At 67.2% G+C, this 14,412-nt stretch carries 15 protein-coding genes; 10 read left to right on the top strand and 5 right to left on the bottom strand.

Annotated features, from left to right (window positions below; translation table 11 throughout):
* Nucleotides 1-106 precede the first annotated feature (106 nt).
* The 9 genes from sufB (at nucleotide 107) to ACOOF5_RS02340 (ending at nucleotide 7,446) form a co-directional block, all read left to right on the top strand.
* A complete protein-coding gene (sufB, locus tag ACOOF5_RS02380) occupies nucleotides 107-1,519 on the top strand; it encodes a Fe-S cluster assembly protein SufB (RefSeq protein ID WP_420436217.1) in 1,413 nt (470 codons plus the stop codon).
* On the top strand, nucleotides 1,519-2,577 hold the full coding sequence (locus ACOOF5_RS02375) for an HpcH/HpaI aldolase/citrate lyase family protein (RefSeq protein ID WP_420436215.1): 1,059 nt from the start codon (nucleotides 1,519-1,521) through the stop codon (nucleotides 2,575-2,577). Before sufB ends, ACOOF5_RS02375 begins: the two co-directional genes overlap by 1 nt.
* A gap of 17 nt (nucleotides 2,578-2,594) precedes the next feature.
* On the top strand, nucleotides 2,595-3,470 hold the full coding sequence (locus ACOOF5_RS02370; protein WP_420436213.1) for an HpcH/HpaI aldolase/citrate lyase family protein: 876 nt from the start codon (nucleotides 2,595-2,597) through the stop codon (nucleotides 3,468-3,470).
* Nucleotides 3,471-3,484: 14 nt separating this feature from the next.
* Nucleotides 3,485-3,895 carry a hypothetical protein gene (locus tag ACOOF5_RS02365; RefSeq protein WP_420436211.1) on the top strand — a complete coding sequence of 137 codons (411 nt, stop codon included), beginning with the start codon at nucleotides 3,485-3,487 and terminating at the stop codon, nucleotides 3,893-3,895.
* A 66-nt stretch (nucleotides 3,896-3,961) separates the two neighbouring features.
* Nucleotides 3,962-5,212, top strand: coding sequence for a Fe-S cluster assembly protein SufD (sufD, locus tag ACOOF5_RS02360; RefSeq protein ID WP_420436209.1), 1,251 nt, complete (start codon nucleotides 3,962-3,964; stop codon nucleotides 5,210-5,212).
* A gap of 55 nt (nucleotides 5,213-5,267) precedes the next feature.
* Entirely contained in the window at nucleotides 5,268-5,600 is a 333-nt protein-coding gene (locus ACOOF5_RS02355) for a non-heme iron oxygenase ferredoxin subunit (RefSeq protein WP_420436207.1), read from the top strand.
* Nucleotides 5,597-6,487, top strand: coding sequence for a Fe-S cluster assembly ATPase SufC (sufC, locus tag ACOOF5_RS02350; protein WP_420436205.1), 891 nt, complete (start codon nucleotides 5,597-5,599; stop codon nucleotides 6,485-6,487). The genes ACOOF5_RS02355 and sufC (ACOOF5_RS02350) overlap by 4 nt, the downstream gene beginning before the upstream one ends.
* Before the next feature lie 97 nt (nucleotides 6,488-6,584).
* Nucleotides 6,585-6,881 carry a 4a-hydroxytetrahydrobiopterin dehydratase gene (locus tag ACOOF5_RS02345; RefSeq protein WP_420436203.1) on the top strand — a complete coding sequence of 99 codons (297 nt, stop codon included), beginning with the start codon at nucleotides 6,585-6,587 and terminating at the stop codon, nucleotides 6,879-6,881.
* A 10-nt stretch (nucleotides 6,882-6,891) separates the two neighbouring features.
* Nucleotides 6,892-7,446, top strand: coding sequence for an NUDIX domain-containing protein (locus ACOOF5_RS02340; protein WP_420436201.1), 555 nt, complete (start codon nucleotides 6,892-6,894; stop codon nucleotides 7,444-7,446).
* A 24-nt stretch (nucleotides 7,447-7,470) separates the two neighbouring features.
* Here the strand turns inward: ACOOF5_RS02340 and ACOOF5_RS02335 are convergent, their stop codons facing one another.
* The 5 genes from ACOOF5_RS02335 to ACOOF5_RS02315 all read right to left on the bottom strand — a co-directional run bounded on the left by ACOOF5_RS02335 (nucleotide 7,471) and on the right by ACOOF5_RS02315 (nucleotide 12,804).
* Nucleotides 7,471-8,652, bottom strand: a complete 1,182-nt coding sequence (locus tag ACOOF5_RS02335; RefSeq protein ID WP_420436199.1) for a hypothetical protein — start codon at nucleotides 8,650-8,652, stop codon at nucleotides 7,471-7,473.
* Between the two features lie 138 nt (nucleotides 8,653-8,790).
* Nucleotides 8,791-9,297 carry a Fe-S cluster assembly sulfur transfer protein SufU gene (sufU, locus tag ACOOF5_RS02330; protein WP_420436197.1) on the bottom strand — a complete coding sequence of 169 codons (507 nt, stop codon included), beginning with the start codon at nucleotides 9,295-9,297 and terminating at the stop codon, nucleotides 8,791-8,793.
* Nucleotides 9,298-9,328: 31 nt separating this feature from the next.
* Nucleotides 9,329-10,576, bottom strand: a complete 1,248-nt coding sequence (locus ACOOF5_RS02325) for a SufS family cysteine desulfurase (protein WP_420436195.1) — start codon at nucleotides 10,574-10,576, stop codon at nucleotides 9,329-9,331.
* Entirely contained in the window at nucleotides 10,573-11,355 is a 783-nt protein-coding gene (gene sufC / locus ACOOF5_RS02320) for a Fe-S cluster assembly ATPase SufC (RefSeq protein WP_420436193.1), read from the bottom strand. Before sufC (ACOOF5_RS02320) ends, ACOOF5_RS02325 begins: the two co-directional genes overlap by 4 nt.
* A 75-nt stretch (nucleotides 11,356-11,430) precedes the next feature.
* The gene (locus ACOOF5_RS02315) at nucleotides 11,431-12,804 is read right to left on the bottom strand and encodes a M20/M25/M40 family metallo-hydrolase (protein WP_420436191.1); all 1,374 of its coding nucleotides are present in this window, start codon (nucleotides 12,802-12,804) and stop codon (nucleotides 11,431-11,433) included.
* Between the two features lie 149 nt (nucleotides 12,805-12,953).
* Between ACOOF5_RS02315 and ACOOF5_RS02310 the strand changes: the two genes are divergently transcribed.
* The gene (locus ACOOF5_RS02310; protein ID WP_420436189.1) at nucleotides 12,954-14,393 is read left to right on the top strand and encodes an amidase; all 1,440 of its coding nucleotides are present in this window, start codon (nucleotides 12,954-12,956) and stop codon (nucleotides 14,391-14,393) included.
* The last annotated feature ends 19 nt before the right edge of the window (nucleotides 14,394-14,412 follow it).

Below are 14,412 nucleotides of genomic sequence, written 5' to 3'. Positions count from 1 at the left end.
TGATGACAGGCGCCTTGAAGAAGCCGTTTTTCGCCGTCCTCGGGTCGAGCCCCCTACGCCAGCGCCTGCACTCGGACCCCGGCTGGGGTGGCGTTAGGCTGAACCTATGACCGATACCGCTCAGCCCGCCGTTGGAATCGACCTCGGCAAGTACAAGCTGGGGTGGAGCGACGAGGAAGACTACGTCTTCAAGCCGCGCAAGGGCTTGGACGAAACGATCATCCGCGAGATGTCGGGTCTCAAGAACGAGCCGCAGTGGATGCTCGACTTCCGCCTGCGCGCCTACAAGATCTTCCAGCGCAAGCCCATGCCCAACTGGGGCGGGGACATGTCGGAGATCTATTTCGACGACATCTACTACTACATCAAGCCCACCGAGGGCCAGGTCGACGCCTGGGAAGAGCTGCCCGACTCTGTCAAGGACACCTACGAGAAGCTGGGCATCCCCGAGGCTGAGCGCAAGTACCTCGCCGGGGTCACCGCCCAGTACGAGTCCGAGGTGGTGTACCACCGCAACCGGGAAGACCTCGAAGCCCAGGGCGTGCTGTTCAGCGACATGGACTCTGCCGTCAAGGACTACCCAGAGCTCGTGCAACGGTACTTCGGCACGATCATCCCGCCGGGCGACAACAAGTTCTCGGCGCTGAACTCGGCGGTGTGGTCGGGCGGATCGTTCATCTACGTGCCACCCGGCGTCGAGGTGGAGATGCCGCTGCAGGCCTACTTCCGCATCAACGCAGAGAACATGGGCCAATTCGAGCGGACGCTGATCATCGCCGACGAGGGCGCCACGGTGCACTACATCGAGGGCTGCTCGGCCCCGGTCTACACGACCGACTCGCTGCACTCAGCCGTCGTCGAGCTGGTGGCGCTGCCCGGTGGGCGCATCACCTACACCACCATCCAGAACTGGTCGAACAACGTGTTCAACCTGGTCACCAAGCGCGCTGCCGCCTACGACGAAGCCCACGTGGAGTGGATCGACGGCAACATCGGAAGCCGCCTCACGATGAAGTACCCGGCGGTGTACTTGATGGGTCCGAAGGCCTCGGGCGAGGTGCTGTCGGTGGCCTACGCCGGCAACGGCCAGCACCAGGACGCCGGGGCGAAGATGGTCCACGCCGCCCCCGAGACCACCTCCAAGATTGTGTCGAAGTCGATCTCCAAGGACGGCGGTCGCACCACCTACCGCGGCCTCGTGCGAGTGGAAGAAGGCATGAGCGGCTGCCGCAGCCACGTCCAGTGCGATGCGCTGCTGCTCGACCAGGACAGCCGCTCGGACACCTACCCGTACCAGGAGATTGGTTCCCGCGACGCCGAGATCGGCCACGAGGCCACGGTGTCGAAGGTTGCCGACGAGCAGCTCTTCTACCTGATGAGCCGCGGGCTGTCGGCCGAGCAGGCCATGGGCATGGTGGTGAACGGCTTCATCGAGCCTGTGACGCGCACCCTGCCGATGGAATACGCCGTCGAGTGGAGCCGGCTGATCGAGCTTCAGATGGAGGGATCGATCGGCTGATGCGCAGTCCAAGAGACTTCTTTGCCCCGCTGGCGCTCGGGGCGCCACAACCGCTGCGCGAGATCCCCTTGCGGCCCTCGCGCATGATTCACTTCTTCGACCCGTCGAATGAGCGGATGCGGGCCAAGGTGCCCGACATCGCCCCGACCGTCGACGTTCTGCTGGGCAACCTCGAAGACGCTGTGTCTGCCGACAACAAAGACGCCGCCCGGGCAGGGCTGATCGAGGTCGGCAAGGCCTGGGAACGGGGCCACACCCAGCTGTGGACCCGGGTGAACAGCCTCGACTCACCGTGGTTCCTCGACGACGTGTGGGCGCTGTGTCACGAGATCGGCGACAAGCTCGACGTGATCATGGTGCCGAAGGTGGAAGGCCCCGAGGACATCCACTACGTGGACCGGCTGCTGGCCCAGCTTGAAGCCCGGGTCGGCATCGAACAGCCGCTGCTGGTTCACGCCATCTTGGAGACCGCTCGCGGCGTGGCCAACGTGGAATCGATCTGCTTGGCGAGTCCCCGCATGCAGGGGCTCTCGCTGGGGCCTGCGGACCTCGCTGCGGATCGCCGCATGAAGACCACCAGGGTCGGCGGCGGGCATCCGGGGTACCTCGTGCGCACCGACCCGATGCCCGACACCGACGACAACGCCCGCACCGCCTTCCAGCAGGACCTGTGGCACTACACACTGGCCCGCATGGTGGACGCCTGCGGCACCGCGGGGATCCTGCCCTACTACGGGCCGTTCGGCGACATCGCCGACCCCGTCGGCTGCGAGGACCAATTCCGCAACGCCTACCTGCTCGGCTGCGTGGGAGCTTGGAGCCTGCACCCCAGCCAGATCGCCATCGCCAAGCGGGTGTTCAGCCCCGAGCCTGCCGAGGTTGCGTGGGCGCAGCGGGTGGTGACCGAGATGGGCGACGGCACCGGCGCCGTGATGATCGACGGCAAGATGCAGGACGACGCAACCGTCAAGCAGTGCCGGGTAGTGCTGCAGCTCGCCCGTGACCTGTCTGGGGCCGACCCCGAGCTGGCGGCCGCCTACGGTCTCGAGACCGCCTGAGTAGGCCTGGAATTTCCATGAGCGCTGCCGATGCTTACCCCCGCCCGCGCCGGTCGGTGCTGTACATGCCGGCGGCCAATGCCCGGGCGCTGGAGAAGGCCAAGACCATCGACGCAGATGCGCTGATCTTCGATCTCGAAGATGCCGTGGCGCCCGACGCCAAGGAAGCTGCCCGCGAAGGTGCGTGCGCGGCTGTGGCCTCGGGGGAGTACGGGCACCGCGAGCTCACGATTCGCTGCAACGGGCTTGATACGCCATGGGGGCGCGACGACGTTGCGGCTGCGGGTGCTGTGGCTCCCTCGGCAGTGGTCATACCCAAGGTCTCCGGCGCTGCCGATCTGGCCGCAGTGGCTGGCATTCTCGAAGCCGCGGGTGCGCCCGACACCACGCGCATCTGGGCGATGATCGAAACCCCGGGAGGCATTGCCAAGGCCCGTGCGATCGCTGGCTTCGAACGCGTCGACGCCGTGGTCATGGGCACGAACGACATGGCCAAAGAGCTGCGGGCCACGATCACGCCGGACCGGGCGGCGCTCGTGCCGCATCTGGCGACCTGCCTGGTGGCCGCACGTGAGGCGGGCGTCACCGCACTTGACGGTGTGTACAACGACATCAGCGACGCGGAAGGGTTCGCCGCGGTGTGCCAGCAAGGGGCCAATCTCGGCTTCGACGGCAAGACACTCATCCATCCCAGCCAGGTCGAACCGTGCAACGACGCCTTCTCGCCCAGCTTTGACGAGCTCGATTTCCACCGCCAGGTCATCGAAGCGTTCTCCGCAGCGGTTGCAGATGGCCGCGGGGTGGTGACCGTAGACGGCAAGATGGTCGAGAATCTTCACGTGGACGAAGCTCGACGAGCCATTGCGCTCGCCGACGCGATTGCGCAGCGCTAAGGGAGGCAGCTGCCATGCCGATGCGAACGAACTGCCGCCACTACGAGAGCCGGACGTACCCGAACGGTGACACGGTGCGCAAGTGCAACCTTGATCTCGCGCCCGAAGCTCCCTGGCGTTGCCCAGAGGACTGCCCGTCCTATTCGCCCCGGCGCCTCGATGCCGGCTGGCAGCACGGGTCGCTGGGCGTTCAGAACTTCGCCAAGGAGCCCGCCAGCATCGGCGAGGACGACTCCATCGCGGCCCTGCTGGACGAAGCCGAGGACATCGTGAACACCGCTGGGCCGCGCATCCTCGAAGAGGTTGCTGCGGAGCGGTCGAAGCGCAAGGGGATTCGCGGCAAGATGCGCGGGCGCAGCAACAAGAAGCAGCGCAAGCGGCGCCGTCGGCGCGACCGCGACGACCGCAAAGACGGCGAAGTCTGATAGCGGCCTGGTACGGGCCGTCGCGGCCCGCTAGGCCCTGACGGGCGCGCCGGTAGCCTCCGCAGCGTGTTCACCCCTGATCTCGTCGACGCGCTCGACGGCTCCGACGCGTTGACCAAACGGCGCCGCGCTGCAGCGGATCGGGCGGTTGCCACCGGCATGCCGTCGTTCACCGAAGAGGTGTGGCGCTACACCCCCATCGACGACCTCGAAGCCGGGCACTATGCGTTCGGGGCACCCGGCGGTGCCGCCGGGCCGCCGGGCTTGATGGCAGGCGTCGATGGCGATGCCGCAGCGGTCGTACACATCACCAACGGAGCTGTCGTCGACGTCTCGGTGCGCGCCGATGGCGTCCGCGTGAGCACGCTCGGCGACGGCGCAGACGACCTGATCGGCACGGTGGCGCCCGAAGGCCCCGATGTCTTCGGCGATTGGAACCTGGCACTGACCACAGCGCCGGTGGTTGTCAGCATCGAGCCGAAGGCGGTGCTGAGCGCCCCCATCGTGGTGCACGTCCACACCGACGTCGAGGGGTTGGCATGGTTCCCGCGGCTCGTCGTGATGGCCGGGCGCACCAGCCAAGCCACCGTGATCGAACACCACACCGGCGGTGAGACCCCGGCGCTCATCTGCCCGCTGACCGAACTGAGCGTGAGCGACGGCGCGCACCTCGGTCACGTCACCGTGCAGGAACTGGGCGGCGCCGCGTGGCAGATCGCCAACCTCTGCTCAGATGTCGGCCGCGACGCCAACCTGCGGATCGGCCACGTGGCGATGGGCGGCGCATACGCCCGGGCACGCATCGGCACCGACATGACCGGCCGCGGCGGCCACAGCGAGATCGATGCCGTGTATTTCGGCCGTGACACCTCCACGCTCGACTTCCGAACCTTCCAGACCCATGTGGCGGCCCACACCACCTCAGATCTGCTGTTCAAGGGAGCGGTCGACGACCATGCCCGGGCCGTCTACACCGGGCTGATCCGCATCGAAGAAGACGCCTCCCAAGTTGTTGCCAACCAGACCAACCGGAACCTGAAGCTGTCGCCGAATGCTTGGGCCGAGTCTGTGCCGAACCTCGAGATCGAGAACAACGACGTGCAGTGCAGCCACGCCTCCTCGATCGGCCCCGTCGATGCCGACCAGCGCTTCTATCTCGAGAGCAGGGGTGTGCCGACCGACGTGGCCGAGGCGCTGGTGGTGCGTGGCTTCTTCGACGAAGTCCTTGATGCGCTGCCGTCCGAGCAGATCTCGGCATCGGTGCGCCAGCGCATCGACGAGCTGGTGTCCGAGGCCGACTTCGCGGTGGCGCCATGAGCCCCACCCCAAGAAGCACGACCTCCATGAGCACGACCGCCATGGGGAAGGTGCGATGAGCACGACCGACGAGACCCGCACTGTTGTGCTGTGCCAGCAAGACGACGTGCCTCACGGCGAAGCCCGCCGCTTCGATGTTGACGGCCACCGCATCGCGGTCGCACGCATCGGCGACGATTTCTATGCCATCGGCGACCGGTGCAGCCACCAGAACTACTCGCTGGCCGACGGCTGGGTGTGGCCTGACGAGTGCGCGCTGGAATGTCCCCAGCACTCCTCGAGCTTTGACTTGCGCACAGGGCGGCCAAACTGCTTCCCAGCCACCCAGCCGGTCCCCGTCTACGAAGTACGCACCCAAGGCGAGGGCGTGGCGGTGGTGCTGCCATGAACGACAACTCCACCCACACCTTGCGCATCGAAGGACTGTGTGCCTCTGCGGGCGGCCAGGACATCCTCCAAGGCGTGAACCTCGAGGTGTCCTCCGGGCGCGTGCATGCGGTCATGGGGCCTAACGGCTCGGGCAAGAGCACGCTGGCGCACGTGGTGATGGGCCGGCCCGGCTACGAGGTCACCGGCGGCTCGGTCACCCTCGACGGCGTCGATGTCTTGAGCCTGGCTCCCTGGGAGCGGGCTCAGGCCGGTCTGTTCTTGGCAATGCAGCACCCGACGGAGGTGCCCGGCGTCTCGGCCGCACAGGCGCTGGCCGAGGCGCTTGCGCTGCGGTCCGGCGACGACAGCCCGAGTCCCGAACAGCTCGAGCGCACCCGGGGGCTGCTCGAAACCGAGGCGGCCGCCGTGGGGCTCAAGGCCGAACTGGTGGCGCGGCCGCTCAACGTCGACATGTCCGGCGGCGAGAAGAAACGGAACGAGACGGTGCAGCTCGCGGTGTTGCAGCCGCGCATTGCCATCCTCGACGAGATTGACAGCGGTCTCGACATCGATGCATTGCGCGCCTGCGCCAACCGCATTGAGGCACTCACCGAGGCGGGCCTGGGCGTGCTGGCCATCACGCACTTCACCCGGGTGCTGGAGTATCTCCGGCCCGACGAGGTTCACGTGATCGTGGACGGTCGCATCGTCGACTCCGGCGGTCCTGAGCTCGCCGACGCGCTCGAGGAAGACGGTTACGCGCCCTACCTTCCTGAAGAACCCGACGCAGGGGTGGCGGTGTCGATCGGCGGGCTCGGCGGCCCGCTCGCGGCAGAGGCGGGGCCGTCTCCCGCTGAGGACCCGTTCGCTGACCCCTGGGCCGACCCGCTCGACGAGCTGGGTTGAGCGCCGCTTCATCTCTCCTGACGCGAGTTGCAGAGCGTGTTTTCGAAGTGCCTGCCGCGTGGTGTTGACTGGGCACTCGGCAACGAGAGGGGGATCGATGGCACGTGAGCTGTTGTCCCAAAACGAACTTGCAACGCTGGCTGCCGAGCTCACGGCGTGGGAGGTGTCGGGCAGCGAATTGCGCCGCACCTTCCGCTTCGGGAACTTCGTGGAAGCGTTCGGATTTATGGCTGCTGCGGCTTTGGTGGCCGAGAAGATGGACCACCATCCCAACTGGTCGAACGTGTACAGCACGGTGGACGTTGCGCTCAACACGCACGACCGTGGCGGCGTGACCGAACTGGACGCTGCATTGGCGCGGGCGATGAACGGCCTGGCAGGCAGCGCAGGCTGATCGCTCGTCGATGGCTTGGCTGCGCCTGAGGCGCCGCACGAAGGGGGATCGCCCCGAGCGATCCGCGTCTTCGCCCATGGTGGAGGGCACCGTCGAGTCGAAGCCCGGCGCGCGCCGGCTGCTGCATCAGCTCTTCGAGGTATGGGTGCGCTTGCGGCCCGCACGCGTCACGCTCGGCGTGCGCGGCCTGGCGGTCGACCCGAAGGGTCGCGTGTGCTTGGTGCGCCACACCTACCGTGACGGCTGGTTTCTGCCCGGCGGCGGCGTCAAGCCCCGCGAGACGCTGTCAGCGGCGGCGGCGAGGGAGCTGCGCGAGGAAACCGGGATCGTCGTCACCGAGGCTCCCCGCAGCGTGCTCGGCGTGTACTCGTCACGCCACGGGCACCGCAGCGACCACATCGTCGTGTTCGTGGTCACCGACTGGCGGGTGGAGGAGACGGTCTCACCGGAAATCGCCGAGGTGGCCTTCTTCCCGCCCGACGAATTGCCCCCCGGGACCACGCCGGGAACCTCACGCCGCATTTCCGAATGGATGACCGGTGTCCCCCCCGGCCACCGTTGGTAGTTCCAGTCGCCTGAGCGCGATCTGTCAGAGGCGGGGGGTGCGGGGTGGGTGGCCCATGAGGATGCGGCCGTAGGCCTCGAGCGCTGGGTCGAGGGCGGTGATCGCGTGCATGTTGATGGCCTGCAGGTCGGCTTGGAGGCGGCCGATTCGGTTGGTGTCTCGCACACCTCGGCCGCCCGTGGCCAGGTAGAGCGTCTCGACGGCCTCCAGACAGCGGCGGACGGCGAAGGCACAGTCGAGCCGCACCCGTGCCCGCAGCGGAAGCTCGAGCGGCTCGCCGTTGCGGGCTCCCTCGATGAGGAGCTCGGCGGTACGCCGCATCAATAGTTCGCCTTGGTCCACCAGCGCATGGGCTTCGGCGAACTGACGGTGTGTCAGCGGCCAGTCGGTCTGCAGCACGTCGACGTGGCTGATGACTTTGCCGTCGACCTCCTCGGCGAACACAGCTAGCGCCGCACGCGCGGCCCCCAGTGCCGGCGGGACCAGGGCGTAGGCAAGCGTCGGCATGAGCGAGCTGCGCTGGATCCATCCGACGTTGCGGGCCATGCCCGGTGTGTCGCCTGACGCCAGCACCTCGCCGGGCACGAATCGGTGCTCGGGTACGAAGGCGTCCTTCACCGCAATGCTGCTGCTGCCGGTGGCTCGAAGCCCGTTGGCATGCCAGTCATCGAGCGCCGAGACATCGGTTGCGGGCAGTACGAACATGCCCGAGGTCAGCCCGTCGCCCTCGGGGGACGGGAAGTGCCCTCCCAGGACCACCCAGTCAGCATGATCGATGCCCGAGCCGAACGGCCAGAAGCCGTTGAGCATCCAGCCGCCGTCGACGGGGGTTGCGTCGCCACGGTCGACGAGCACCCCGGCGACGTACTGGTCGGCGCCTGGGCCGTAGATGTCTTCCTGGCAGGCATCGGGCCAGTGGCCCACCAGCCAAGCGTGCGCATTGCCGACGCAGGAATGCCACGCGGTCGAGGGGCAGCCTTCAGCCAGCGCCGCGTTCACCTCGAGGAAGGTGATCCAGTCGAGCTCCTGGCCGCCGTTGGCGCTCGGTTGACCGATGGTGAGCAGCTCAGCGCCTCGCAGCTCTTCGATGACTTCGGGCTCGACCCGGCGGGCCCACGGGTCGGCTGCTGCCCGACCAGCCAGCTTGGGGGCTAGCTGCCGTGCCCGTTCGACGAGCTCGGCGCGGCGATCTATCTCCTCAGGCACAGTCCCTATAGAAGCAGACCCCTCAGACACGGCGCAGGCCGGTGGGCGACCAGGGGTTGCGCTTCACGATGGCAATAGGCCTCTCAGGCACGGCTCACGCCTAGCAGAACGAGTGGGCGAGACGATGCGCTTGTGGTCTCAACTCGCATCGACCGTCTCGTCGAGGCCGCTTGCGAGCGCATTCCAGCCGAGGGTGGCGCACTTGATGCGGACGGGGAACTTCACCACACCTCGCAGTGCTTCCAGATCGCCGAGTCGCAGGGAGCCGCCGTCGCCGCCCCCGGGCTCGCTGGACCCAGCACCGTCATGGGCTTCGCTGCCGTCGCCGCCGATGGTTTCCTCGTGGATCGACATCATGGCCTTGAAGGCCCGGGTGAGCTCGCGGATTTCCTCAGCCGACTTGCCGATGACCGCAGCGGACATCATCGACGCCGATGCCTGGCTGATCGAGCAGCCCTGCCCGCCGACTCGCAGGTCGGTCACAGTGTCGCCGTCCATCTCGAAGGTGAGCACCACCTCGTCGCCGCACAGCGGGTTGAATCCCTCGCAGCGGTGCGCAGGTGGACTCTCTAGCTCGCCGCGATTGCGCGGGTTGCGGTAGTGGTCGAGGATGATCTCGCGGTACAGGTCTTCGAGCCCAGCCATCGGATCTTGTCTCGTCTCGGTCCTGTTGCCTCTAGCGGCCGAACAGTGCGCCGACTTCGTCGAGCGCCTCAGCCAGCGAATCTACGTCTGAAGTGTCGTTGTACACGTACAGCGAGGCCCGTGTCGTGGCAGCGACGCCGAGGCATCGCATGAGTGGCTTGGCGCAGTGGTGACCCGCACGCACGCACACGCCGCTCTGGTCGAGCACTTGGGAGATGTCGTGGGGGTGCACGTCGCGGTAGACGAACGAGAGCACGCCGCCGCGTTGGGCGGGCTCTGAGGGGCCGTGCACGGTGATGTCGTCGCCGTGACGGTCGGTCAGCGTCCGGAGGGCGTAGCCGGTGAGGCTGACCTCGTGCGCTCGCACGGCGTCCATGCCGAGCCCTTCCAGGTACCGCACCGCGGCGCCGAGGCCCACAATTTCCGCGATGGGCGGGGTGCCCGCCTCGAACTTGTGCGGCACGATGTTGGGCCGGAAGCCTTCCTTGGTGACGTCGAGGATCATCTCGCCGCCGCCGAGGAACGGCGGCATGGCATCGAGCAATTCTGAGCGGGCCCACAGCACGCCGACGCCGGTCGGACCGCACATTTTGTGGCCGGTGAACACCATGAAATCGGCGCCCAGCGCGCCCACATCGGTGGGCAAGTGCGGCACGTACTGGCTGGCGTCGACGCTGATCAGCGCGCCGGCGTCATGGGCGGCGGCAGCGAGGCGCCCGATCGGGTTGAGCGTGCCCAACACGTTGCTCATGGCGGTGACCGACAGCAGCTTCGCCCCATCCAGCAGGCGGTCCAGATCGGTGAGGTCCAAGCAGCCGTCAGCGGTGATGGGGATCCAGCGGATCTCGAAGCCCCGCTCGGCCGCCAGGATGTGCCAAGGCACGATGTTGGCGTGGTGCTCCATCTCGGTGAGCACGATTGCGTCCGTGGGGCCCAGGTTGGCGCCACCCCACGAGCGGGCCACCAGGTTCATCGCCTCAGTGGCGTTCTTGGTGAAGATGATCTCATCGGCGCTAGGGGCGGAGATGAAGCGTGCGACATCGACCCGGGCGCGTTCCATCAGCTCGGTCGCAGCTGCGGCGATCTCATACGCGCCGCGATGGACGTTGGCGTTGACGGTCCGGTAGTAGTCGTCCATCGCATCGAGAACAGCGGCCGGTTTCTGCGACGAAGCTGCCGAGTCGAGGTAGACGATCGGGTTGCCGTGGACTCTGCGCTCAAGCAGCGGGAACTGGGCCTTGACTGCCCCGTCGATGTCCCCGCCTACCCCGCCGTTCACGCTGCGGCCTTGCGCTCAAACGGCTCGTAGCCGTCGCGCTCCAGCTCGGCCGCGAGCTCTGGTCCGCCCGACGCCACGATCTGCCCGTCGACCAGCACGTGGACGTGGTCGGGCTCGATCTCGCTGAGCAGGCGTTCGTAGTGGGTGATGAGTACGACGCCCATGTGCGGCCGCTCGGCGCGGACCTGCTGCAACCCGGTCGCCACCACCCGCAGCGCATCGATGTCGAGGCCTGAATCGGTCTCGTCCAGAACGGCCACGTCGGGTTCAAGCAGCGCGAGCTGCAGGATCTCGTTCCGCTTGCGCTCGCCGCCGCTGAAGCCCTCGTTGAGGTAGCGGTCCATGAACGACTCGTCCATGCCGAGCCGTGACATCCACTCGCCCATGGCGACGTAGATCTCGATGGCGGACACGTCCTCGCCGCGCCGTGCCGAGACTGCCTGGCGCAGGAAATTGCGCACCGACACACCGGGGATGTGCTGTGGGTACTGGAACGCGAGGAACAGGCCGGCGTTCGATCGGGCGTCGGGGTCCCACTCGGAGATGTCGTCGCCCCGGTAGCGGATCTCCCCGCCGGTTACCTTGAACTCGGGAGATCCGAGGATCGTGGTGGCCAGCGTCGACTTGCCCGACCCGTTGGGTCCCATGATGGCGTGGCATTCGCCCGCGTTGACCACGAGATCCACGCCGCGCAGGATCTGCGGACCGTCGACTGCCTGGACGCCCAAGTCGTCGATCTCGAAGAGGGGTGTGCCCGACGCTGTGCGGTCCAATGCCATCAAGCGCAGTGTATGGCTGGCCCCAAATGCCCCAACAAGTGCGGCTCGGATCGCGTCCGGCCGATTGGCGGTTGCTCAGTCCCAGAGGCTATTGACCACGTCGAGCCATAGCTGGGTGGTCAGCGCCAGCGATTCGATGTCGATGCGTTCGTCGTTGCCGTGGAAGCGGGCGCCGTAGTCGCCGCCGTCGAGCTCGGGGCTGAACAGGCCGGCGCCGTACGCGACGGCACCCATGTCGCGGTACACCCGAGAGTCGGTGAACCCGATGATGAGCTGCGGCGTGAGTCGCGCCGACGGGAAGCGCCGACCGACGGCAACTTGCAGCGCGTCCCACAGTGGCGTCTCGACCCGGCTCACCGACGCTGGGTCGTTCATGATGATCTCGATCTCGACATCGTCCGCCAGGTCGCCAAGCGCTTCGTCGAGATGCGCTTGCACTTCGGCGGCGCCCTCACCGGGCAGCGTGCGCACGTCCACTTCGATATCGACGTGATCGGGGATGACGTTCGTCTTCATCGTCGTGGGCGCGCCGATGACGTTCGGCGAGAACGAGGTGTGAGTGCACGAGTAAAGGTGCGCCGCTACCGAGGCGCTGGGGTGGGCGTCCAGCCAGTCCTCGACGAGGTTCTCATCGAGCATGATCGCCCGGGTCTCATCGTCGACGCCGAGGGTGTCGACCTGCTCGCGCCACAGCTCGTGGAACCTCGGCGGCGGCCGGTAGTTCGAGATGCGGTGCACCACCGCTGCCGCCTTCACCAGCGCATTCTCCTGCCGGAATGGACGTGACCCATGCCCGGGCACGCCGCGTACCCGTAAGCGCCGCCACGCCACGCCTTTCTCGCCCACATTCATGCCGATGAACGGGGCGTCCGGCGAGCCTGAATGCAGGCCGCCGTTCTCGGTCAGCACGTAGTCGGCACCGATCGCGTCCCAGTGGTTCTCGGCCATCCAGCGAGCGCCGTAGGCCGAGCCTGCCTCTTCGTCGGCGCAGGCGAAGTAGATGAGATCGCCCTTGGGCCGGTAGCCGGTCTCGGCCATGTGCCGGAACGCCACTGCCATTGACGATGTGAGGTTCAGCATGTCCACCGCGCCGCGGCCCCACACCTCGCCGTCGATGAGCTCCCCGCCGAAAGGATCGCGGCTCCAGCCGTCGGCGTTAACCGGCACCACGTCGGTGTGGCCCATCAGGCACAGCGTGGGCGCATTCGGATCGCTGCCCTCGATGCGGGTGACGAGCGACCGCCGGCCCGGTGCGGCGTCGAACACCTCAAGATCCAGGCCAGCCCCTTCGAGATAGGCCTGGATGGTGTCAGAGTTGCGCACTTCGCCGCCCGACTCCGCTGTGCCGTAGTTGACGCATTCATTGCGGATCAGGGTCTGCAGCAGCTCGACGGTCTGGCCGGTGCGACCGTTCTCGTCGCTGGTCCCCGCAGTGAATGACTGGCTCATGGGTTGCAACCTAGAGGCTGAGCCGTAGGCGAAGCCGTGGCCCGAGTGGCCCCGTGAGCGCAGCGAACAGGAGCCGAACACGACTCTTGGCCGGAGGCAAGTCGCACGAATCCCGGTTTCGGTAGGGGTGCCTGTGGTCGAATGGCTCGATGGACTCAGGGTCGAACAATGGGCTGGGCGTCTGCGGGCTGACGGCGATCGAGATGGCCGCCATGCTCGCAACGGGCGAGATTGCTGCACGGGAACTGCTGGCGGCACACCTCGAACGGATCGAGCAGGTCAATCCCGCGCTTAACGCCATCGTCACGTTCACGCCAGAACTGGCGGCCGAGCGTGCGGCGGCAGCTGACGAGGCACACGCCCGCGGTGAGTCGCTGGGACTGCTGCACGGGCTGCCGGTGGCCCACAAGGACTTGGCGTTGACAGCGGGCGTCCGCACCACGATGGGCTCGCCGCTGTTCGCCGATTTCGTTCCCGACATTGACGCACTGGTGGTGGAGCGTCAGCGCGAAGCCGGTGCGGTGATGGTGGGCAAGACCAATACGCCCGAGTTCGGTGCGGGCTCGCACACGTTCAACCCGGTGTTCGGCATCACCCGCAATCCCTACAACGTCGCCAAGACGTGCGGCGGTTCCAGCGGGGGAGCGGCAGTGGCGCTGGCCGCCCGGATGCTGCCGCTGTGCGACGGCTCAGACCTGGGCGGTTCCCTGCGCAACCCTGCGGCGTTCTGCAACATCGTCGGCTTCCGCCCGTCGCCCGGACGGGTGCCGTCAACCAGCTCGATGGACGCCTGGTTCCCGCTGGCGGTCGAAGGCCCTATGGCGCGCACCGTGGCCGACGTGGCGTTCTTCCTGCAGGCACTCGCCGGCCCAGATGACCGCTCGCCGGTGTCGAACCAGGAATCGTCGGAGGTCTTCGCGGGTTCGCTGGAGCGCGACTTGCGGGGCGTACGGGTTGCGTGGTCGCCCGATGCGGGCGGGCTGCCGGTCGACCCTGCCGTGCGCGCCGCCACCGCGAACGTGCCCGACGTCCTCTCCGGTCTCGGCTGCGAGGTAGTCGAAGCGTGGCCCGATCTGTCCGATGCCCCGCAGGTTTTCCAGGCACGCCGGGCCTGGGTGTTCGCTGTCGGATTCGGATCGCTGCTGTCCGAACACGGTGACCAGATGAAGGAGACGCTGGTCTGGAATATTGAAAAGGGCCTGTCGATGTCGATTGCCGACTACGCCGACGCTTGCCGCCGCCACACCCAGCTGTTCGCAGCCGTCGACGATTTCATGTCGCCCGACGGCGGATTCGACTACATGGCGTGCCCGACGACGCAGGTGCCGCCGTTCGATGTCGAGGTCGAGTACCCCACCGAGATCGAGGGTGTCGAATTCGAGACCTACATCGACTGGATGCGCTCATGCAGCGACATCACAGTCACCACCCACCCTGCGATCTCGGTACCGGCCGGCTTCACCCCCGACGGCCTGCCGGTCGGCCTGCAGCTCATTGGCCGTCACCGCGCCGACCGCTCAGTGCTCGAGCTGGCCCACGCCTGGGAAGCGGCAACCCGCCACGTCGACGTGCTGCCCACCTTGCCGTGACCGTTCTGAGCCCCTGAAT

The organism is Candidatus Poriferisodalis sp., assembly GCF_965214215.1.
In the GTDB taxonomy this organism is placed as follows: Bacteria; Actinomycetota; Acidimicrobiia; order Acidimicrobiales; family Poriferisodalaceae; genus Poriferisodalis.
Note: the sequence above shows the minus strand (reverse complement) of the source record. Positions and strands in the feature narration are given on the sequence as shown.